General features: G+C 45.2%; 21 protein-coding genes, 1 tRNA gene and 1 pseudogene. 5 read left to right on the top strand and 18 right to left on the bottom strand.

Annotation, left to right across the window (positions count from 1 at the left end):
- The 8 genes from Absy_RS09635 to Absy_RS09670 form a co-directional block, all read right to left on the bottom strand.
- Positions 1-1,044: hypothetical protein (locus Absy_RS09635; RefSeq protein ID WP_245614793.1), on the bottom strand; the 1,044-nt coding region annotated here is incomplete at its 3' end.
- A 19-nt stretch (positions 1,045-1,063) separates the two neighbouring features.
- Positions 1,064-1,453, bottom strand: a complete 390-nt coding sequence (locus tag Absy_RS09640) for a MobC family plasmid mobilization relaxosome protein (RefSeq protein WP_084597080.1) — start codon at positions 1,451-1,453, stop codon at positions 1,064-1,066.
- A gap of 178 nt (positions 1,454-1,631) precedes the next feature.
- Positions 1,632-3,248: a DUF6538 domain-containing protein gene (locus tag Absy_RS09645; protein ID WP_084597082.1), complete on the bottom strand. Its 1,617-nt coding sequence runs from the start codon at positions 3,246-3,248 to the stop codon at positions 1,632-1,634.
- A 218-nt stretch (positions 3,249-3,466) separates the two neighbouring features.
- Complete coding sequence (locus Absy_RS09650; protein WP_048854550.1) at positions 3,467-4,093, bottom strand: recombinase family protein; 627 nt, start codon at positions 4,091-4,093, stop codon at positions 3,467-3,469.
- Positions 4,090-4,635 carry a hypothetical protein gene (locus Absy_RS09655; RefSeq protein WP_048854551.1) on the bottom strand — a complete coding sequence of 182 codons (546 nt, stop codon included), beginning with the start codon at positions 4,633-4,635 and terminating at the stop codon, positions 4,090-4,092. Before Absy_RS09655 ends, Absy_RS09650 begins: the two co-directional genes overlap by 4 nt.
- 292 nt (positions 4,636-4,927) lie before the next feature.
- Positions 4,928-6,688, bottom strand: a complete 1,761-nt coding sequence (locus Absy_RS09660; RefSeq protein WP_048854552.1) for a hypothetical protein — start codon at positions 6,686-6,688, stop codon at positions 4,928-4,930.
- Complete coding sequence (locus Absy_RS09665) at positions 6,685-7,086, bottom strand: hypothetical protein (RefSeq protein WP_048854553.1); 402 nt, start codon at positions 7,084-7,086, stop codon at positions 6,685-6,687. Before Absy_RS09665 ends, Absy_RS09660 begins: the two co-directional genes overlap by 4 nt.
- Before the next feature lie 314 nt (positions 7,087-7,400).
- Complete coding sequence (locus tag Absy_RS09670; RefSeq protein WP_146802523.1) at positions 7,401-7,820, bottom strand: hypothetical protein; 420 nt, start codon at positions 7,818-7,820, stop codon at positions 7,401-7,403.
- Between the two features lie 213 nt (positions 7,821-8,033).
- On the opposite strand from Absy_RS09670, the gene Absy_RS09675 reads away from it, so the two are divergent.
- The gene (locus Absy_RS09675) at positions 8,034-8,819 is read left to right on the top strand and encodes a hypothetical protein (RefSeq protein WP_146802521.1); all 786 of its coding nucleotides are present in this window, start codon (positions 8,034-8,036) and stop codon (positions 8,817-8,819) included.
- Here the strand turns inward: Absy_RS09675 and Absy_RS09680 are convergent.
- The 3 genes from Absy_RS09680 to Absy_RS09690 all read right to left on the bottom strand — a co-directional run bounded on the left by Absy_RS09680 (position 8,735) and on the right by Absy_RS09690 (position 12,079).
- The gene (locus tag Absy_RS09680; protein WP_048854555.1) at positions 8,735-9,571 is read right to left on the bottom strand and encodes a hypothetical protein; all 837 of its coding nucleotides are present in this window, start codon (positions 9,569-9,571) and stop codon (positions 8,735-8,737) included. The genes Absy_RS09675 and Absy_RS09680 overlap by 85 nt on opposite strands.
- Before the next feature lie 33 nt (positions 9,572-9,604).
- Complete coding sequence (locus Absy_RS09685; protein WP_146802519.1) at positions 9,605-9,907, bottom strand: hypothetical protein; 303 nt, start codon at positions 9,905-9,907, stop codon at positions 9,605-9,607.
- 810 nt (positions 9,908-10,717) lie between these two features.
- Positions 10,718-12,079, bottom strand: coding sequence for a hypothetical protein (locus tag Absy_RS09690; RefSeq protein ID WP_146802517.1), 1,362 nt, complete (start codon positions 12,077-12,079; stop codon positions 10,718-10,720).
- A 619-nt stretch (positions 12,080-12,698) separates the two neighbouring features.
- Here Absy_RS09690 and Absy_RS09695 point away from each other — a divergent pair.
- Positions 12,699-12,941, top strand: a complete 243-nt coding sequence (locus Absy_RS09695; RefSeq protein WP_146802515.1) for a hypothetical protein — start codon at positions 12,699-12,701, stop codon at positions 12,939-12,941.
- A 15-nt stretch (positions 12,942-12,956) separates the two neighbouring features.
- Here Absy_RS09695 and Absy_RS09700 read toward each other — a convergent pair whose 3' ends face one another.
- Positions 12,957-13,703: a DUF4755 domain-containing protein gene (locus Absy_RS09700; protein ID WP_048854558.1), complete on the bottom strand. Its 747-nt coding sequence runs from the start codon at positions 13,701-13,703 to the stop codon at positions 12,957-12,959.
- A 211-nt stretch (positions 13,704-13,914) separates the two neighbouring features.
- Between Absy_RS09700 and Absy_RS09705 the strand changes: the two genes are divergently transcribed.
- The 3 genes from Absy_RS09705 to Absy_RS09715 all read left to right on the top strand — a co-directional run bounded on the left by Absy_RS09705 (position 13,915) and on the right by Absy_RS09715 (position 16,123).
- Positions 13,915-14,487: a recombinase family protein gene (locus Absy_RS09705; protein WP_048854559.1), complete on the top strand. Its 573-nt coding sequence runs from the start codon at positions 13,915-13,917 to the stop codon at positions 14,485-14,487.
- A gap of 197 nt (positions 14,488-14,684) precedes the next feature.
- The gene (locus Absy_RS09710; protein ID WP_146802513.1) at positions 14,685-15,596 is read left to right on the top strand and encodes a hypothetical protein; all 912 of its coding nucleotides are present in this window, start codon (positions 14,685-14,687) and stop codon (positions 15,594-15,596) included.
- Positions 15,593-16,123 carry a hypothetical protein gene (locus tag Absy_RS09715; protein WP_048854561.1) on the top strand — a complete coding sequence of 177 codons (531 nt, stop codon included), beginning with the start codon at positions 15,593-15,595 and terminating at the stop codon, positions 16,121-16,123. Before Absy_RS09710 ends, Absy_RS09715 begins: the two co-directional genes overlap by 4 nt.
- 23 nt (positions 16,124-16,146) lie before the next feature.
- Here Absy_RS09715 and Absy_RS09720 read toward each other — a convergent pair whose 3' ends face one another.
- From Absy_RS09720 to Absy_RS09740, 6 genes and pseudogenes are all read right to left on the bottom strand, one after another.
- Positions 16,147-17,358 carry a tyrosine-type recombinase/integrase gene (locus Absy_RS09720; protein ID WP_245614795.1) on the bottom strand — a complete coding sequence of 404 codons (1,212 nt, stop codon included), beginning with the start codon at positions 17,356-17,358 and terminating at the stop codon, positions 16,147-16,149.
- Positions 17,359-17,586: 228 nt separating this feature from the next.
- Positions 17,587-17,748 (bottom strand): annotated as a pseudogene (locus Absy_RS12980) (DUF6538 domain-containing protein); the annotation flags it as partial.
- A gap of 95 nt (positions 17,749-17,843) precedes the next feature.
- A tRNA-Leu gene (locus Absy_RS09725) sits at positions 17,844-17,929 on the bottom strand.
- A 77-nt stretch (positions 17,930-18,006) separates the two neighbouring features.
- Positions 18,007-18,729 carry a M48 family metallopeptidase gene (locus Absy_RS09730; RefSeq protein WP_245614796.1) on the bottom strand — a complete coding sequence of 241 codons (723 nt, stop codon included), beginning with the start codon at positions 18,727-18,729 and terminating at the stop codon, positions 18,007-18,009.
- Positions 18,683-19,156 carry a YcgN family cysteine cluster protein gene (locus tag Absy_RS09735; RefSeq protein WP_048854563.1) on the bottom strand — a complete coding sequence of 158 codons (474 nt, stop codon included), beginning with the start codon at positions 19,154-19,156 and terminating at the stop codon, positions 18,683-18,685. Before Absy_RS09735 ends, Absy_RS09730 begins: the two co-directional genes overlap by 47 nt.
- Before the next feature lie 415 nt (positions 19,157-19,571).
- A complete protein-coding gene (locus Absy_RS09740) occupies positions 19,572-20,633 on the bottom strand; it encodes an extracellular solute-binding protein (protein ID WP_245614797.1) in 1,062 nt (353 codons plus the stop codon).
- Positions 20,634-20,639: the final 6 nt, after the last annotated feature.

Below are 20,639 nucleotides of genomic sequence, written 5' to 3' on the forward strand. Positions count from 1 at the left end.
GGGGGGGGGTGGCATGACGGCTGGCCTGTCCACCTCCTCCATCTGCCTGCGCCTGAGTGCGTCAATCGCTTTATTCCTGCGTGGTAGAGAAATGCGTTTCGGTTCTCTTTTTCTGGCAGGTGGGGAGGTAGGGGCCGATAGTATCCCGGTTAGGTCATTTTCCGATGTCATGCACACAGGAACACGGGTGCTCCTGATATCCAGTTCAGGCTTTTCGTGTTCCGGTGAGTGTTCTTCTGCCAGCAGCTTCCGGAATTCCGCCATGCGCACCTTTGTCAGCCGGGTAAAACTGCCAATCAGCGTTCCATCGCTGGTTTCAATGATATGAGCACCCGGTCGGGTCTCCTTTCGATCCCCTTCGCGCATGGTCAGATTATGTTCTGCCAGTGCTGCACGGAAAGACTTCAATTCGTCAGAGTGGCTCCAAAGAGAGGCAACAAGCTGTTTGAGTTCTGGCAAGTCAAGTCCCTGTCTTTCCGCTGTGCGGTGGGCCTGCGATGTGTAGGCGGCACGGGGCTTGTCTGCTGGTTGTACTGATGCAAGGGCCGCGAGCAGTTCTGCTTCATGGACTTTGCCGTCCTGTCGTAAAGCTTTGGCAATCGAGCGGTCATGGCGTCCGGCGACGAGAGCATGGCCCAGCCTGATTTCTTCCAGTCTGGCCAGTTTCTCCAACCGTATCCAACTAAAACGACTGTCTAAGATATGATTCCGCTGCCATTCAGGCAGAATCAGGTGGCCATGGGTGCTGCCATCTTTCTGATGGATGACCAGAGTCATATGCTCCGGGTTTCCATGGAATTCGCGACAAATCCGTCTGGCAAAATTTGCCAGTTGGTCATCCGTCATGGTCTCGTCAGGATTGAAGGCGATATGACGCAGGCCATAGGTCAGCCCCTCACGTCTGGCTTCGCGCATAGCATCACGCATGAGCCAGTCCGAACCCGCCAGTATCCGGATGGCTTCATTCTTCGCACCATGCAGCACATGGCGGGACAAAGCATCCGCGCCACTGCGCGTTTTAATTCTGCTTTCCTTGACGATCATGGGGCATGACCATGAACAGTCAGTGCAGGGTAGGTGCTGACCTGTCGCACCTGCGACGGGCAGACCTGTCAGAGCGGTGTCTCCGTGAGCGGGGGAGGAGGCCGTCAAGATGCTGGATCAGCTTTTCAACCTCGTCCAGCACAGACCCGCAATGGACAGCATCGCCACAATTGGCCGAGTGAGCAAGCTGATTGAGATTGTTGCCAACGCGTGAAAGCTGGGTGCGTAGTCTGTGCAGTTCGTCCGAAACGGGCGGACCATCATCATCCGAGAACTCAGCGGAAGCCAGTAAAGAGCGTATCCAGTCAGACGTGGTTACATGACCATGACTACGCGCGAGATGGTTCCAGAGTATGAGTTCGTTGGGCGATGCACGGACGGAAAGGCGAGAGGTTCGAGATGCAGGCATAACTGATTTTCCTTCTAAAGAGGGGGTTAACGGGGGAGATTTCTCCCCCTTACCAGCTTGTCGAATGCTACCCTTGGGTAGCCATTTGACACTGCTGGCTCCCTGCAAGGGTAACCTATTCAGATGCCTGATTTCCGAACTTTCTTTTGGTGCAAACGAGACTGTCACCATAAGGCTTTCAGAAAGGCATGATGCACTCGGGCGGATAGCTCAGGGCTTCAATGACCTGTTGCAAATTGGCGACTTCAATACCACTGGTGTAGTTCATTGTTCCCTGTGATTTATGGGAGGCTTCATGTCCCAGAACAGTATCAATCCACAGTTCCCGAATGTGCGCTTCTTGGTTTCGAAGCTTTGTCGAGACGGTGTGTCGGAAAGAATGGAAGGTCACAGCCTCCGGCAGACCAAGCCGTTTTTTGTGCTTTGAGAAGGATCGGGCAAAGTTATCGCCCCGTTCACCAGAAGTAGAAACGGTCAGGTCCGGGAACAGAAATTTTTCACCATTGTCCTCAAGTAGATTCAGCCCCTCCATTCTGAGCAGACTGGAATGAATGGGAATGATACGGGTGCCCGCTGACGTTTTGGGTGACCAGCCATCTTCGGGGTGAGGGCGGACATGGAAGCAGGGCACCCCGTCGATGACTTCAATATCCTGACGTCTGAGGTTGCAGATTTCACCTAACCGCATGCCGGTGAACATACCGATGCTGATAATGCCACTCCATGTCCGGTGAGAGACAGCCGTTCCTGACCACTGAGTGCGGGCGAGCAAAGCCAGTTCGCCGTCAGTCCATCCCCGGCGGACAATCTTCTTGGTGACATTGAAATCCCAGCCCGACCATGGGTTTTTGTCGGCAAAGTCTCGTTTGACCAGATGGCTCCATAACGCGGACAGTCGGGAAAAGTGGTTTTTGACGGTTTTCCCGCCAACCGTTTCCAGACCTCGTTCCTGAGCCTGTGCAATGACAACACGTAACGGGAGAACAGTCTTGCCCTTCCCATGTGTTGCGGGCAGGGAAGAGAGTAGGTCAAAAAACTCTCCTGCCACGTTGCCGGTAATTTGTCGCACAGGCATGTCGCCAAAAGCTTCAATAAACAGACCGATAGTCTTCTGGGTGGCTTTTATGGTGTCGGTACTCTTCGTTTTGTCGGAATAGATAAAGCGTTCCGCCATGGTTGAAAGAAGAGGCGATGAAATTTTCGGGGCGGGTTTGCGCTCTTCCGGTGCAGGTGGGGCCATTATCTGTGGCACTGGCTGAGCTATGTGGGTAGGCTGGCGGCTCTGGATGTCAACGATCATGCCGGACAGGCGGTCGGCTTCCGCCCTGAGCATTTTCTTTTCCTGTTTGCTCAGGGCAACGCCGGTGGTGAGCTGCTGACGCATACTGTCAAAGCGCTGGCCGATCTCGCGTATCTTTCTTGAGCTTTCATCGAGGAAGGCGTTTTCGCTCTGAATTCTTTCGAGCAGGGCCATGTTATGGGTGGCATCGCGAATTTTGCGGTCAAGGGCATGGCACTCTTCAGCCAGGGCGAGCGTCTCTTCCTGATCCCGGATCATCTGGGCCTGAACGGCCAGCAGGTCTTTCATCAGATCGGTATCAGGCTTCTCGTCCATCATCCTTGCCCTTTCAAACAGTGTGCCCGTGACTGCATAGAGGGCAGCCGCCCGTTCTCGGGCGATGAGCTTACTCTGAGTCTGTAAGGAAAGGGAGATTTCAGTTCTGCCGAGGCAGGCTTGCACGGCCTGAGGGACTGCGCGACGGAAGTGGTAATGAGAGCCGATGAGTCGGAGCATCTGCGTTTCCCGTTCTGGGAAGACAAACGGGAAAATCCCGCAGACCCATCAAATTCTAATTTTACTGTTATATTTCAATTGGTTAGTGGTGCGAACTGCGGGACTCGAAAGTCAAGAATCCCGCAGTCGCCTAAATAACATACTGATATTAAAGACTTTTATAATCCTGACGTGAAGGAAATTGTAGAAGACCTTCGTAGAAAATCAAGACCTTTTTGTCAGGAGACTTCCTGCTTCAGTGTCTCAAAAATACTGGTTTGGCGTGTGAACTGGTTATTCTGTTGCATGACCTGAACACGCCTGACCAATGTGGCTAAAGACACGTCAGCAATGGAAGACGCATGTCTGTAGCTTTTCCCAGAGGCTAAAAGGTCAAGAGCATGTTGCACCTTTGCAGAACTGGCTTTGGGTCTGCCTATGGGGCGACCTGTTTTCGTTCCATATTTCTGAGCATGGTCTATGCCACTTCTAATGCGCTCATTAATCGTCTCGCGTTCATTTTGGGCAATGACAGACATCAACAGATAACTGACACGGCTTGACCTGTCTGATGTATCCACACCCTCTGTCAGACTTCTGACTGTTATCCCTTTCTGGTCAAATTCTTCCAGCAATCGTGCGAGATGGGCTGTTCGTCTTCCAAGCCTGTCCACCTTCCAGACAGTCAGAACATCCCCCTTGTTTAACAGAGACAGCAAACTGTTTAACTGTGGCCTGTCTTCTGTTGCACCGGAAATGACATCCATAAAAATTCTTTCTTTCGGAATCCCGGCTTCCAGTAAACGACTGACCTGCATATCAGTCGACTGGTCTCTGGTGCTGACACGTGCATATCCATAAATCATTGCACACCGCCAAAGACATGCAGAGCTGTCACTCTGTCCGCAAGGAAATAGCGGGCCAGATAATCTCCCAATGCATAATCATCAGGAAAGTAGCTCTTCAGGACAGAAGCACAGCCACAATCAAGGTCAAGATTGAAATAGGACATGCGATTTTTGCCATCCCCCTTTATGATTTCAATATCCCTTAAAACGCTTTCCAGAAAAGCCACTATGAAAACGGATAACTGGTCTTCGCCATATTTTTCAATAATCTGAGGAGCGAGCACGTCCAGAATATTCTGGATGCCATCAGAATGATATAAATCCAATAATTTATAGGCTTGGTCTTCTATCGTGCCTTCAAGCTTGTTGCTTGCGGGATATGTCGGGAATTCACGTAATGCGGAAATATAGGCTTCCTGCATTGTCTGTGTAATTTTAGAGGATTGCAGGAATATCCTGAAATTCTCCACATATCCTGGTGCAATGTCATCAAACCCCTCAACAGGAGAAAAAATATGATGGACGGTCAGGTTTCCAGTGCGGAATGTAATTTCACTCATAGAATGTCTCCTTAAATTGTTAATCAGGGATTATTTTCTAAAATACTTTTGAATATACAATATTGAATACGATTTTCCCTTTGTATTTACATAGTAAGGTATATGTATTCAAAAAGTCAAGTTTTTGAAACAGAATTTATTTAATTATTTTAAATAAAATAGATTTATTTCCAGTAATCGTGTCTTTTTAATTTTTGGCACTCTCTCACAAGGAAGAAACTCTGTTTCTGACTTGTCACGCACAAAGCAGGGGAACAGGAGATTTGTAAAATCTCCGGCGTGCGTATGGTGCCTAGATTTTTAAAATATTCTCATGGCTTTCAACCTCTGAATTATTCTGTTTCACCCATGTCATGGCGTTATTTGTTTCCTGAAGAATTTTCGCATTTTCCGCGTCCATCTTTCTGTTCTGCCAGTCGATGAATTTGTTTTTCAGATAGTCCGCATTTTTGGAAACCATCTGTGTCAAAAAATCCCTCCCATGTAGGTTCAGAAAATACTCAAACGTAACAGGAATCCTGTTCTGTTGGGCATGTAACTTCTGATAATTCCTGTAGGATGCCCTGTATAAAAGATAACTCTGGAACAGCACTTCGTCCTGCTGATCATCACTCATCATGTTCCATGTCGCATCACTGATGGGAGCAGGAAGTCCAAAATTCATGGCAATGGGATAAGGCTTGTTTCTGATAGTCACAGACCCACCAAAAAATAGGCTTAGGAACAGTTCCACCAGCAAAAGCAGAATGTTGCTGTCAATGCTGTTGTTGCATTGGTCAAGCCAGTATTGCTGGTCTTTAAGGTTCTGATAGGCTCTGCGATAAAAATACCAGTCTTCCTGTTTTGCCTGTTTCAATCGGGCTTTAATGTCCCTGATATAATCCGGGGTAATAAGAATAATATGGGATAGACTGGCAACGTGGGTGACGCCTCTGTTCAGCTTTCCAGTGCTGATAGCCTTTGCAAAATTTTCCCCTGTGATGACAGGATTTGAACCTGTTGCTGTGCGATGGTTTCGAGCAACTGCTGTATCTGGTCGATGGGTGAGGGTTTGTCTCCCACTTCTGCCAGTAAGCCCAGGATTTCCTTTGCTGTGCTGTTGGCTCCAGAGGCTTCCTGATAGGTCTGTTGATAAAGAGTGATTCTGTTTTTCTGTTCGTTTTCCTTCATGATTTTTCTCCTTTTTTGCATTTGAATAGAGGGGTAAATTAATATGATTAAAGTAGGTTCTGGCTTGTTCCATGGTCATTTTCAGAGGACGTTTATGTCCACTGGCTTTTGAGCCAAGATTGACCAGCCTGTTAAAGGCATGAACGTTACCTGACTGGTCAATCACAACAGGACCTTTCTCGCCCATACAGATACGACAGTTAAATTGTGCCAGTTTTACCATGAGTAATTCTGGCTTGTATTTTTTACAGCCAGTCAGAACAAGACGGGCAAGACCAGCCTTATCAATATGGGTGCGTTCCTGTTGAGCACGTTCCTGGGGCTTTAATCGGGCTTTAGGTTTCTGGATGTCCCAAAGTCCTGCATCTCTTAAACGTTGGGCTTCTGCTGTCTTGCCTTCTGCCTCCAGAGCTTTGATGACAGCACGATTATGGGCACCCGGTGTGATGGTTTCCCCTGTGCGAAGTTCAGCCAGTCTGTTGATTTTCTCGCGTCTGGCATGGTCATTGTCCATGCGAAGACAGGAGCCAGATGGAAGGAGCAGGGAATAAACCCTGTGTCTGTGTTCCCTGCCATGTTTGACATGGATGGATTCAGAGAAGGGCTGTTTTGTCAGAGAAAATTCTTTCTCGTAATCCTGCCAGTAGGCTTCCCATTCCTGAGCCGTCCAGTCCTTCGCAGGGTCAGCGTGAACATGGTAGAGAGGTTTGGAGTGGCTGGCATAGCGTCCAATGTTCGTAAGCTCTTTAATCTGGTCTGTAATGCCTTGCTGAACCAGACCACGTGACGCGCCTGCAAAGGTGGCATCATTCTGCTTTTTGTCATCGCGGAGATGACGCCAGAGGCTAGACCCTCCCTTGCCTCGGGTGGCTCCTCCGATCATTCATGTCTCTCAAGCTTTCTGCGTAGGGTATCAAGATTGAGCACAGCCTGACGCACATCAGGAATAAGCTTCTCGGCCTCCTCATGCGCCATGACATGACCATCCTGACGTGATTTGATGGCATACTGAACCAATGCCCCACACAGTTCAGCCGTGCTTTCCCTGAGCCTGTAGAGTTCCTTGATATATTCCGGCTTGGGTGGTGTGCGTGGACTATAGGCTTTGACTGGCTTGATCCTCTGATATGTATCAGAGGGAGAAAGAGCACCAGCCAGACACTCACGCACAAGACTGTTGGCTGTGATGTCACGCTGTCTGGCATGGTGTGTGATGCACGCATATTGTTCATCATCCAGACGAACCAGTAACGATTTTTTCAGTTTTCTTTTTTCACTCATGCAATGGGTCTCCTGCTTAAATGGGGGTCAACGGGGGAAAAGCATTTTCCCCCTTGCCAGCTACCAGAAGACGCGAAGCGGATACTGGTATGGCTGGCTATAATCAAAAGATAACAAAGAAGATGGCAAACAAGATGAGAAAACAGACAATAAGAAGAAAAGATATTTTCCAGGTATAATGCAGGTGCTTTTTATAAAATGTGTTTCTTTTCTGGAAACTTAAACAGCGTTGTGTGTTGATGAAACATTATAAAAATAGAGAAACAGTCAACATCAAACACTGTTGACTATGAAGGAGAAAACATAAGGAAAGGTCAAGCGGGAACGCTGTTGACTGCTTCCTGATTTTTCTGTTGGCGTGACTTCCTGCGAACAACCTTGCTGACAGCATCTTTCAACGCATAGGCATGGTTCTTGAGTTCTGCGAGGTCTTCAGGATTGTCCTGGATAACATCCAGCAGGGTTTCAATGTCTTTGAAGATAACAGGAAGCTTTGTGACCTGACTTCTGATACGTTCCCTGTTCACGGCTTCACTGGTGACACGCCACCACTCCAGAACCTCTGTTTTTTCCTGCGTGGTGCATTTATCCAGAATGGAATGGGAAACCATGGAATAGTAGCAGGGGAAAGTGCCAAGGGTTTCTTTGAGGGCTCGTTTCTTTTCAGGGCTGTATGTCCAACGACTGATTTCCCATTTGGGTCTGGCTTTGTTCTCTAATAATCGAAATTGCATGATTAAAATCTCCTTATAAAATAAATGGTCAACATTTTATTAATGTGACGCTAAGATAATATAATAATAAAGTTAAATAGATGATACGAATATATTCGTTTAATGATGAAATTCCTAATTTTAATTATATTTTTCCTTGCGCAATTATGTATTAATTTCTATTGTTTGTAGTGTTATAATAAGCATTACTTATTGTAGGAGTGGGGTTTTTTTATGTGTGATACACCGTCTTGGTTGGATCAATGGCCAACTGTGAAGGCATTTGGACCTTCAATTATAACAGGTTCTGTAACTGCTTTGATGGCATCTTTGGCATATGTCATCTCTAAATCTCAAAGAGAAATTGCTGCCAATAAGTACAATCTTGATCTATTTGAAAAAAGATATCCTATATATGAAGAATTTAATAAAAAATTTTCATATATTAATAATTATAAAAATTATTTTCCAACTAGTATACGTGCTGATATTGTGGAGAATAAAAATTTAATTATTAAATGTTCTCGGATGTTTTCTGATATAAATATGTTTTGTGCTTTTTTGGTGGAAGCTCCTGATCAATATAAATCTGCTGTTAATCTGAAATCAGAAATCCGAGAAAGTATCTCTAAAAATGCTGTTTTCTTTTCAGATCCTGGACTGCTTGAACGCCAGATATGCGAGATGGAAAAAAAGCTTAATCAACCTGGAGAAAACGCTGCGTCGATCAGTTTAAAGTTAAGAAATCTTGTGAATTTCAGAGATAATTTTGAGAAAAACTTAGAAGTTTATAACGAAAAAAATAAGAAAATTAAATTACAAGATGAAGAAATAGAAAAAAATGAAAAAAAAATCATATTTTGTTTTTCTAAAATATATGAAAATATGGAGGGTCAGCTCAATATAAGCCATAATCCATATCAAAAAAGAAATTTTTATTTCTCGAATTGTGATTTTATATTTATTTTTATAATTTTTTCATTGTGCGAGTTGTTTGTCTTTTTGGTAATAATGAAATGAGATGTTCGAGACAACGGAAAGGGAATAACCTGAGCCGGTTCATCAGTGGCTTTTTCATACTCTGTCACCAGTTCTCCGGCTAACTCTCTGCCAATACGGGTAGCAGAGTTCAGGAACAGCTTCATATCTTCCCACTGACAGGTTTCCATCCAGGCCGTATCAAGATTAAAGGCTCTACAGCTACTTTTGATCATGTAGCTGTCAAAATCCACCCTGAAAGCCCTGATGGTTCTTCCTTCAAGCAGACTGACAATCTCAGGGTAAATATCCGGCCATGTGGAGACCTTGTTGTTATCCATGCTTGCACCATACTGGAGCACGTCTTTGGTCATGTGATGGTAGTTACTGGCTCCCTCTGCAATCGCCACAGAAGGCTTGCAGAAACGATTAAGCACCAGTTGCCCCTTATGGTCTGTAATCGTAATTTGAAGCACCTGGTCATGGGGTCCCTGACCTGTTGTTTCCACGTTCAGCACCAGATGCGTTTTTGCGTGAATTTTCTTCCTTTCTGACATGGGACACTGAGCCAGTTTTCCGGGTCTTTCTATCTGTCTCAACAAGGCTTTCAATGCCTTGTCAGTGTCCAGACTGGTCATGAGACGGGAAAAATCATTGTTCCACCATAGGTTGGAAATCCCTGCGGGTTTCAATCCTTCCCATATGGCTCTGAGAGTGGCTTTCTGAACCTGTGAAAATGATTTACGACAATCACCCAATGCGGGCATCAGCATCCTGTCATAGGTAAAATCCATGCCTTTTTTGATGATGAAAGGCTGAAGATAAGGTTAAACCAGTTGTTCCAGCACTGTGCGTCTGTAGGCAGTTCTATCCTGAACTGTATCAGGAACCTCTATGAACTCAGGAAACATCCAAAGAATGTCACGTCCCAACTCTACCAGTTTATTGACAACAGCCGTTCTTGGGGCATTCACCATGACAAAATCACGGATGTAGAAACTGCTACTATATCCGACTTCACGCGCAGAAGAGAAACAACGCAGGTAACGTCCAGCCAAGGGACAGGAACGTTTGCCAGGGATTCTGATGCCTTCAGAGAGCAGGGAAAAGACAGTGCTGTAATTTATCATAATATTACTCCATTCAATAACTCCTTAAATATACGTCATTTATAAACTATATTTAAATAAAATGCAATATTTATATTTATTTATATAAATAAATATATCAAATAGTTATAATATTAATGGGGATAATCAACGGGTTTGTTTGTTGTTTCAGTGGTGTGTTTTGCATGAAATGGTCAACAGGATTTTATGTTGACTGGTAAGAGAAAAAACACAGCAAGGTTCAACAGGAGACCTGTGCGATTATGTGTTGAAAAAATCAGACACAGACGAAATACCCCGGATATCATTTGGAAACAGGTTTGCTGGATTAACCCGCAGGGGAAAGCATCAGACATGCTGTTTCAATGAGAAATAAGCCACGGAGAGAAACAAAACAGACTTTCAGGGAAGATTATACCCTTCACGGGCAAACCATGCTTCTACGGTTCATTTATGGAGGAAACCGGAAGTTCACTACAAAACAAAAAAATCTGTAGTGACCTTTGAAACCAGAAACAGGTTTTCCAGATGAATCTGGTGAATCAGATAAAACGCGAAATAAGCCACACAGAGACACGGAACAGGAAGGAAGGGTATAATCTTCCCCTGTAGGGTAAAAACCGTCTCCACGGGTCAATTATGGAGATTTACGGGGGGTATGGAACGAACCTGATAGAGTGACTCACAAGAAACAGAGAAAATGAGCCTGATTCATCTGAAAGTGATAGGGAAAAAGAAAAGAACCAAAAGAAAAAAAAGAATGTTGGGTGGATTTCATAATCCATAGTTATCCGTCCCCACCTGTCTCACGTCAAAAACAAAACCAGAACCTTACAAAGTCCCTGATTTTTTCATTCTGTAATAAGTCGCTCTGGAAATGTTCAGGGCGTCCCATGGTTTGGAAACTGACAGACTATTTTCCGCAAGCCATGCTTCTCGGCTTTGTCCCTGACTGGTTGGTCTTTCCTTACGTCCTTCAGTCTGGCGTTTTGTGCGTTTTCTGAGCAATCTTTCCTCATGGTCAATGAGAACGCTCAGATGTTTCATTTCCTCGCGGGAAATGCCTAATTTCTGAATGATGGTCTTTGTGCCAGTCGTGTAGCCCTTGTGTCGTTTTTTGGCTGAATAGTCCTGACCGGCTTTCTTGTAGAGGGTCTGCATGGCGTTGTGCATATGTTTGGCAATATATCCCTCATCAATCACGCCTTCAGCCCATTGTTCCAGATTGGAGGGAAGATTGTCAGGATTGGATATCTGAGCCAGCAGGATGCCCGCTTCATGGCAGAAAATATCACATTCCCCTTTGCGAACTGGTCCCCTGTAGCGCAGGAAGCCAAGCGTTTTCAGGTCACACAGTCCTTTCTTGGCCCATGAGGCCCATCCCTTGAAACCCTGGGCTCCACGTTCGTCAGGAACAAGCGCATTGGTTTTCCTGCGAGCCAGATATTCAACTCTGGCTTTTTCACGTCTCTCCTGTCTGGCTATCTTCTGTTTTTTGTAATCCTCGTATTTCTTTGGAAGAACCATGTCGCACAGATTCGAGAAGTCATAAAACTTCCCTCTGTAATCAAGGAACTCGCATCGATGACGCCTTGGATGATGGGAGTTCACACTCCCAGGAAGACGAAAGACACGTGAAAAATCATAGGTTGCCTGGTCTGCTCCCCATGGGATGAATTTTCTTAACAGTTCTCTGTGAGTGGCCTGAAAGCGTCCCTTGCATCGTGCTGGAACAGGACATTCAAACGTATAATGCAGATAAATCCCTCTGCCAGAACTGAGGATATTGGAGGGACGGGGGATATTGTTGTCATCACAGAACTTGAGCAGGATTTCATAATTCTCCCCAAGGTCATGATATTGAATGGTGGGGTTGGTTTCATATTTGTAGCAATCAAGATCGATGCAGATATGGTCAAAAACCGCGACAAACTCGCCCCTGCGACTGCATTTGTAAAACCAGTTCATGGAGATATAGGAATCTTCAATGTCCTGGGCCATATCAAAAACGGTTTCGTATTCCGAGATATGGTAAGGTTTATCCCACCATGTTCTGCCTTTTGCATCAGGCTGTTTTAATTTCTGACCCATGATGCAAAACAGATTGGCATTGTAAGGCATGAACCTTTTCATTCTCCAATCGTATGGATATCTGTCGAGGGCTACTTCAGGTTTTTTAAATGCTAATCCCATAAAATTCTTCTCCTTTAATCAGGATGAAGAAAAAATCACGAGAACTACATTTTTTACTTGACTAATTCATTTAAATACTACATAATCAATTCATAAAAACAGTGCTTGTTTTGCTCTCGGTGGCCTCTTCTCCATCGCATTTGTTAAAGTCAGATGTTTGTCGCATCTGGCTTTTTCCATTATTAAAGCATGAAATGTTAATTTATGCAAGTAAAATATAAACTGTAGTTATATACACATCATAAAATTGATAAATATGTATTTTTACTTGACAAAATACCCAAAATTGTGCATGATGAACTTACACAAAAACAATATTTTGGATGGAGTAGTTCCCCATTTGTGTTATGGAAGCCAGATTCTCACAAGTCTGGCTTTTTTGTTGTCCAGATTTCAGGACATCCTTTGTTAAACTGGCTGTTGAGCCATTCTTTGCAATATCCAGTCTTCCTTGCCTGTGTTTCTGTCATACTGGTTGGACAGGTCTGTTCAACAGGGAAGGAAACATATGGAAGACACTACGAAAACATGGGGCATCAGGGGGATTTCTGCTGATGTCAGGCAAGCTGTCATTACACAGAGCCAGAAGCAGGGCATGAAAGCCGGAGGATGGCTGACATTGGCTATTCTGGAAAAAATCAGACAGGACAGAAACGCAGGGAAAGCCCTGGTGGCTACCAATGGGAAACCTGCTGTCAGTGCAGAGGATGCTTCTGCCGTTCTGGCTTTGCTGGAACGTCTTCAAGGTATGGGGATTGAACCTCCTGAGCGCATGAAGAAGCAAGCCACCATGCTGGTCAGGAAGTGCATATCCTCCGTCAGAAAGGGAACATCAGCCAGACAGGAAATGGGAAGTGTCTGACTGATGTGAATTCATTCAGGCCTGGAGTTTCAGGGTTCCGTCTTTGACCTGACGGAAGATTTCCATCCATTTGTTTTGGAGAGCTTCATCTGAAGTCTTGAACTGCCACTTTGGTTGATTGACATCCTTGACGGTCACAAAGAAACCACTGACCTTTGCATTTTCTAGTGCCTGTTCGTCATTGGCACGTGCAATACTCAGGTCTGTTGCGCTTCCACCATATATCATTCCACCTGTTTGTGTACCATGACTCCACTGGCGAACGTCATCCCAGTTAAACTTGATCATCCGGCCTATGTTGTCGGTCATGAAGAAGTCTCGTCCATTAAACGCAATGAAATTGGGGTAAGCCATAACTTTTGACCACCCTACGCGATGAACATGGCATTGAAGAATGGCATGAGTATAATCAGCATAGATAATTGGCTTTTGATAAGTATCAATCTTTTGTTTTATCTTTGAATATTCTTCATTTAATATTGGAATGTATTTTTTGTCTATTGCTTTAACTCCAATTATTTTTAAATATGCCGTTTTGAATACATAGAATAGAGGGAAACAAATCAAACATATCACATATATAATTACAAATAAGCCTATACTACCTACAAGTGCGTCTTTTTTGTCGCTGAATAGAACGAGTAGAAACGTAAAAAATGACGCACATATGGTAGGTATTTTGAAAAATAAAAGTAGAACCTCATACTTGGGTGTTGCCTGTTTGATATTGATTCCATCCGAGATTTTTTCAATAACAATCATGACAAAATTCCCATGTCAGAGGACAGGGAACAGCACATCTTTCTGAGCCTGTTAAACGTCACGCAAGTCTCCATCATGTAAAAAATTCTTTCAATATAGTATACCAGAAACACATATTTCTGATATTGTAGAATAAGTGCATTTTTATTGATGAAACTTCTGTATCGTAAATCTGTATCACCAATGGAGTAATTATTGATGGAGAAATAACATGGATTATGGCTATGCCCGCGTATCAACTGACGACCAGACCAATGACCCACAAATCAAGGAACTGGTGCGTTATGGTCTGACTTCCCACACAATCAGGACAGAGAAAATTTCAGGGAGTGTGCTGGCGAACCGGAGACCTGTGCTCTCAGGACTCCTCAAGGCTCTGAGGAAGGGGGATACGCTGACAGTGGTGAAGCTGGACAGGCTTGGCCGTAATGCAGTGGATGTCCTGTCTTTGATTGATACGCTTCATGAAAAAGCCATAAGCGTGCGTATTCTCAATCTTGGGGTTGATACGGCCAAACCATCGGGAAGGCTGTTTCTGACCCTTCTGGCTGGCTTTGCGGAGTTTGAGAGGGAGATTATCAGGGAACGCTGTATAGCCGGTCTGGAATCAGCCAGGGCCAATGGTGTGCATCTTGGGAGAAAGAGTTCCCTGACCAAACATCAGAGAACACATGCCCAGAGGCTCAGAGAGGAAGGGAAGTCTGTCAGTGAGGTAGCCCGCATCCTGAATACCTCACGCATGACAGCCTGGAGAGCCATGAATCCCGCTCAGGCTGTATCATAAACCGCAGTTCTGATATGAAACCCAGACATGACAGCCAGAGCTTTTCTGCCATGTCCCGGAAACGTGGGGTTTTGATACGGTATGTTGCGAGTGGTATATGATAATCATATTGTAAACAGAGGTATGCCTGTCAGCTATAGGGCTTTAAAAATTTTTGTGTTTAATTATCTTATAATTTAAAGGTAAAGGTTAGTATTATGACGGCTACGATATGTCTCAGACTTTATTCAATTTATGTTAGTGACGCAAAAGATAGATTAGGAAAAAAAATAAATTATAAAGAAATTCCGGGGCTAGAAAATTTTATCGATGACTTCATACAAGATGGTCTTTCTGCAAAAGCTGATAGCCGTGCGGAGAGATCTTGGTATTTTGAAATTAAAAATTCAAATAATGATGATAGAAATCAAGGATATGTTCACTATGGTACGTACGGATTTGAAAGTAAACTAAAGAACAGAAAAAGTAACGAATATGTATACAGCCGTTCCATCGATGACGTTGAGGAGGTGCCATTATTTTATGATTTTTGGATGCCTGACGATCAAAATGTCCTAGCGTCTTTTCAAACGTTTCAGGGGCGATCATGTGTACGTTTGGTATCGCAAGACTTGCATGAGTGGTTTTCAGAGCGTTTTAAAGGTTTCAAGATACACATCCGGAAAATTGTTCCTTACCAAATGAAGGGGACATCCTTTTTTGACGCTCCTGTAAAAAAAATTAAATTGATTAATAGAAGTGCATCTTCGGATATAACAGATAATTATACAGGTGGCAGTGTTGAAGATGTAAATGTTGAGCTTTGCATTACAGCAAAGAAAAAGGGGTCTTTTGGACCTTTGAGAAGCTTAACAGATCGATTTCAAGTTGCTCAAACAAAGCTATTAACATTTGGAGATATGGAATTTAATGAAGTTTCGGCAGAGGTGAATATTGGAGGTAGACCTCGGCGGGTGGGTGTAATTGGTTGTAATAATGATTCTGGATTAATTGATATATCACAAAGTGTTGATCGTGCGCCTAACGGTCATCCAGTTTTCGACTCAGTAAGATTGCAGTCTTTGGAAATATTGGAAGATATTTTTAGTGTTATAGGAGATGAAAAATGAAAATAAATATATCACCTATAATTAAAAATCATATTAATACGCTATATGACGCAAAAAATAATAAAATATCTATTGTGGATTTGTTGACTTTTTATGTGCTTCCGGGAGTTTTATTTTATCCCATATATAAGAATAATATTTTATTAGATAAAGATTTTTATAATGTTTCTATAACATTTTTCGGTATATTTATCGCGCTACTTTTGAATATAGAGGTGGCTATATTTGGGATTTTTACTAGAAAATGGTCAATTGAGGGAAAGGAAATAATCAAAAAAGATAAATTTGATGAGAGGAATAAAATAATAAAAGAGGTTGATTCTAACATATCATATTTAACTATATTATGTATATTTTCATTATTTTACTTTATTTTTGTGTACTGTTGTGTTGGTGGGAATGTATTTAATAATATATGTTACATGAGTATGGTTTCTGCATATTTATATCTTCATTTTGGTCTGACATTGTTAATGGTGGTCAAACGTTCTCATGCACTATTTCAAAGAGAATATAATGAAAAATAGAAACTATATTCTTATGTTTGAAATTATATTTTTTTCTTGTTTAGAAACAAATTCCCAACATCCCAAAACTTAGGATATTTCACGCTCTCAGCAACCCTCTTGAGGTTCACAATATCAACATCATCGAAATAGACTGTGCTCCCTACTGACTTGTCGTGGCTCTCATGTCCCAGAAAGTCATCAATCCAGGATTCACGTAAGCCACCCTCGCCATGCTCATGAATGTTTCTGAGTTTGGTAGAGACGTTATGCCGGAAGGAATGGAACACCACGCTCCTGCCAATGCCCAGACGTGATTTGAACTTGCTGAAGTCCCTCTGGAAGTGAGCAGAACGTTTGTTGTCCTGCCCCTTAAAATCAATGTCATGGAACAGGTAATGACGTTTCTGGTTCTTGGCTCTTTGGGCAAGGTCAAGCAAACCGGCTTCCTGTAAGGCTGTGCAGATGGGAACGACACGTCTTCCGGCTTCGGTCTTCGCACTCCATTCAGTCCAGGGTTTGCCTTTGAGGGCAGGGTGGTCCTGCACCAGAATGCAGGGAATACCTTGTATCTCCTGAATGTCCTGCGGTCTTAAACGACAGATTTCTTCCAGTCGCATCCCTGTATAAGACGCAATCCCCACAATCATGGAGGCTGTCTTATGGCTGATGGTGCCAAACTGCCAGGGCTGACCCGCAATGGTCTTTAAGTCGCTATCACTCCAGCGCACACGATTGGTTTTGGACTTGGTGTCAAACTGCCAGCCACCTGTGAACACGTTGCGATCCACAAGGTCACGCAGAAGGAAATGCTTCCAAAGTCCGGAAAGCTTGGTGAAATGGTTTTTGACTGATTTCCCGGAGATACGGGCCAGCTTGCGTTTCTTCGCATCTGCCACAAATTCCTGAACTGTCCGGGTGTCGTTACGCTGTTTGCCATAACTTTCCGGTAGCTGTTCCATCAGGGCTTTGAAGTGCCCAACATCTGCCCCGGTATAATCCCGCATGGGTTTATCCCCACAGACTTCCAGAAAGCGTTTGAAGGTGCGTTCGTAGGATTTGACCACAGTGGATTTGACTGTGGTGTCCTTGCTTTCCAGGAAAATTTTAATCGCTTCTGAAAAGAGGGGAGAAGGTTTTTCCTTCGGAGCCAGAAAGGCTTTCATATCCTTAATCTGGCTTTGAATATCCGTCAGTGCTGGAAGGCTGGCTTTGGCCTTTTTCAGGTCTGTGACAGTGCGTTCCAGCAGATGCACACTTCTGCCAGTCAGATTCCTGGCTTTCTCCAGCTTTTCCCCCTGTTCCAGACTTTCAATGGAATGTCTGAGCTTCTGATGGTCGTATTGCGTCTGTAAGGATGCAATCCTGTGCTGGTAGTCCTGAATAAGCAGGTCAAAGAGTTCCTGCACGTCTTCAGGCAGTTCATTCCTGATAAAATTTTCGTCTTCGCTGAGTTCTGTCTTGAGGTGCATTACGGAACGGAACAGCCTTTCGGTCTCTGCGAAAACTGCACACGCATATGGTTTGGCAACCTCGCGTTTGTTAGTGCCAAGGGAGAGCCATAGCTCCTTTTTGCCCACAATATCACGGATATGTGAAGGCACGGCCCTGCGGAAATGATACCCGGATTGGAGACGGATCAACATACAGACGGCTCATTTTGTAGAAGCCGATTGTAGAAGGTTCGGCTTTTATGGTTATGGAAAGACCATAAAAGTCAATTAAATCAATATGTTATGAGTGGTGCGAACTGCGGGACTCGAACCCGCACGCCCATACGGGCTGGAGATTTTAAGTCTCCTGCGTCTACCATTCCGCCAAGTTCGCCCATGGTAGGTGGTCTTTTATGAAGACCATATGTTTCAGTTCTTTAGCATGGTTCAGATATTGCGCAAATGGTAGGTTTATCGTGCGTGCAAAAGAAGTGGTCCCGTTTGACGTAACCAACGTTCTGCCTGCTTTTTATAAGGCGTTATACGTGCGACCTGCTGCCAGAACAGGGGGCCGTGGTTCATATGTCGAAGGTGGCTGAGTTCGTGGGCAATCAGGTAATGGCGCACAAGGTCGGGCGCCATGATGATCCGCCAGGAAAACATGATCCGGCCTGAAGCAGAGCAGCTACCCCAACGGCTGGAAGTGTCTCGGATATCTATTCGTGTGGGTCGTAAACCCGTGCTAAGGGCTACGGCCTCGACTTCTTTCCGTAGAATGCTTGTTGCATGGTTGCGTAAAAAATCAGCAACACGCCGGTTAATGAATGCTGGATCCCCGCTAACCATCAGGCAGTCATTCTCAAGCCATGCTCCTCCTTTTTGTTCTGGGGCATGTACAATAAGGTAGGGTTTTCCTGTTATGAAAACTGTATTCCCAACAGAAAAAGACGGTGTTTTTTCTAGTTTTTTAAGGCGTTCTTCAATCCATCCCTGATGTGTCTGCACAAAGGTGAGGGCCTGTTGATCTGTGCAGGTCAGCGGAAGTGTTACGATCAGTTTGTGTTCGTGCGGCGCTACACGCAAGGAAAGGCGTTTGGCTCGTGTGGAGTGTTTCCAGACAACCTGTAGCGCTTCCTGCGTGGATGTACTAATTGTCGTTGGGAGTTGTCGCAGGTTCTTCTGGCCAGTCGACAATGTAATCCTCCAATGCTCCAGCGCGTCTTTCGCTAACGCAACGGCCTGCGGCAGATGCGCCGGAAGCGATAACAGTCAGGGGGTCTCCCGTAATTAGCGGGTGCCATGCTGGAAGGTCGCGTCCTTGCGACAGGCGTTTATAGGCACAATCGGGTGGCAGCCAGTCCAGTTCGGGGATCATGGTGGGGGTTAAGGTAATGCAGTCCTGTACTTTACGGTGCCGTTTGGCATAGTCGGTGCACTGGCAGGTTTTTACGTCCAGCAGGCGGCAGGCTACAGAAGTATAATAGAGTTCCTCTGTTTCGTCATCACGGAGTTTGTGCAGGCAGCAGCGTCCACAACCATCACAAAGAGACTCCCATTGCTCGTTTGTCATCTCGGTGAGAGGTGTGGTTTTCCAAAAAGGGAGAGGGGAGGTGGATGTCATTGCACAATGCTACAGGTAAAGGAGAGAAAAAGAGAGATAAAAACTGCTTTTTGCAGAAGTGGCCACCAGAAAAAACGCAGTCTGGCCTGTGTGTTGGCACCGAGTTCCTGCGCGGTTGCAAACCAGCTTGGCTGCAAGGTTTTTATAGGCAAAGAAAGTGGGAAAACAAGAAGAGGTAACAGTAAAATTCCCTGTAAAAGAGGTGTAAAACCAGAGTGCAGGATCAATGGGAGAACAATGGATAAACCTGTGCAGGGCAAAAGAAGAAGTAGAGACAAAGGGTAAAGATACTGCTCAGCACGGAGTGCTATGGTCAGGCATAAAAATACAGCGGTGCCAAGTAACCCCATTATGACGATAAGAAGGCCAGAAAGCAGAGCTGCCTGCAGGGGGATCCCGGTGATCAAAAAAGGAATCATGCGTGGCGCACCCATTGCTGGAAGCGTTCGGTCAGCTTGTCCAAATTGTTTTCCCAGAAGCCATCATCCACGGTGATCGGCGGCGGAATGTGGCCGATGCGTGGTGTCAGGGCGTTTAATTCTGTCATGGATGGTAGGGAAGGCCAGCCATTGGCAAAGGCCTGCTGCTGTGCTGGCTGCTCCAGCCACGATACAAAAGCCAGAGCAGCGGGATTGTTAGCAGCCATGGCGAGCACTCCCCACCCATATTGCACCTGAAGGCGTTGTTGCCAGTACAGCCCAAAACGCTGGCGGTTAGGTTCTGTGGTGCCCAGAATTTCTCCCGTGGGTACACAGCCCATTAGCGCGCCGCCGGAGGTTAGAATGCGTCCGGCTTCCTCTGGGGTGGACCACCAGGCAATGTAAGGACGTAGCTGTTCCAGTTTGAGAAAAGCATGATCAATGCCTTCTGGTGTGGCTAATGCATGGTAGAGCGCATTGGGGGGAACGCCATCGGCCAGTAGAGCGATTTCCAAGGTAAGTCGGGGGTCGCGGCGCAGGGCCCGGCGACCGGGGTGGCGGGCAACATCCCAAAAATCCGACCAGCTTGGCGTGTTGTCAAACCGGGCTTTATCCCATGCCATGGCATAATCAATGGTGGTGGATGGCTGCCCACAGTTGCTGGAGGAGCTGTCGGTTTGGTGGCGGGAAAGAAGTTTAAGGGTGCAGCCCGTACGGAGGCTGCTGCATTCCATCATGACAGCAGCAACGGCATGGTGTGTTTGCTCGGCAAAATGTTGCAGGTCAAAAACCTGTCCATTCCAGCCGTGGGGTACAATGGTTTGGCGGGTTAATTGTTCGTAGGGTTTGAACAGGACTTTATTTTGTATTTCGGCAATTTTACCCGCAAACGTTAGAATGTGCAGTCCCTTAACCGATTTTGCCGACTTTTGTACATGCCGGGCTGAGGCCGTGGTTGGCATTACCAGCGGGGACAGGCACCCCAAGCCCGCAAGAAGTGCCTTACGGCGGCCAAAATTACGAAGAGAGGACGTTCCTCCCTGTTCCTGGGAGGACAAGGCCTG

Origin of the sequence: Acetobacter syzygii, assembly GCF_000964225.1 — a bacterium.
GTDB lineage: Bacteria > Pseudomonadota > Alphaproteobacteria > Acetobacterales > Acetobacteraceae > Acetobacter > Acetobacter syzygii.

Coding starts and splice junctions, on each gene's coding strand:
- Absy_RS09650 (WP_048854550.1), bottom strand. CDS start 4,093: ATGATTTATGGATATGCACGTGTCAGCACCAGAGACCAGTCGACTGAT.
- Absy_RS09715 (WP_048854561.1), top strand. CDS start 15,593: ATGAAAATAAATATATCACCTATAATTAAAAATCATATTAATACGCTA.
- Absy_RS09680 (WP_048854555.1), bottom strand. CDS start 9,571: ATGGATTTTACCTATGACAGGATGCTGATGCCCGCATTGGGTGATTGT.
- Absy_RS09675 (WP_146802521.1), top strand. CDS start 8,034: ATGTGTGATACACCGTCTTGGTTGGATCAATGGCCAACTGTGAAGGCA.
- Absy_RS09685 (WP_146802519.1), bottom strand. CDS start 9,907: ATGATAAATTACAGCACTGTCTTTTCCCTGCTCTCTGAAGGCATCAGA.
- Absy_RS09670 (WP_146802523.1), bottom strand. CDS start 7,820: ATGCAATTTCGATTATTAGAGAACAAAGCCAGACCCAAATGGGAAATC.
- Absy_RS09640 (WP_084597080.1), bottom strand. CDS start 1,453: ATGCCTGCATCTCGAACCTCTCGCCTTTCCGTCCGTGCATCGCCCAAC.
- Absy_RS09705 (WP_048854559.1), top strand. CDS start 13,915: ATGGATTATGGCTATGCCCGCGTATCAACTGACGACCAGACCAATGAC.
- Absy_RS09645 (WP_084597082.1), bottom strand. CDS start 3,248: ATGCTCCGACTCATCGGCTCTCATTACCACTTCCGTCGCGCAGTCCCT.
- Absy_RS09710 (WP_146802513.1), top strand. CDS start 14,685: ATGACGGCTACGATATGTCTCAGACTTTATTCAATTTATGTTAGTGAC.
- Absy_RS09690 (WP_146802517.1), bottom strand. CDS start 12,079: ATGGGATTAGCATTTAAAAAACCTGAAGTAGCCCTCGACAGATATCCA.
- Absy_RS09735 (WP_048854563.1), bottom strand. CDS start 19,156: ATGACATCCACCTCCCCTCTCCCTTTTTGGAAAACCACACCTCTCACC.
- Absy_RS09660 (WP_048854552.1), bottom strand. CDS start 6,688: ATGATCGGAGGAGCCACCCGAGGCAAGGGAGGGTCTAGCCTCTGGCGT.
- Absy_RS09700 (WP_048854558.1), bottom strand. CDS start 13,703: ATGATTGTTATTGAAAAAATCTCGGATGGAATCAATATCAAACAGGCA.
- Absy_RS09655 (WP_048854551.1), bottom strand. CDS start 4,635: ATGAGTGAAATTACATTCCGCACTGGAAACCTGACCGTCCATCATATT.
- Absy_RS09665 (WP_048854553.1), bottom strand. CDS start 7,086: ATGAGTGAAAAAAGAAAACTGAAAAAATCGTTACTGGTTCGTCTGGAT.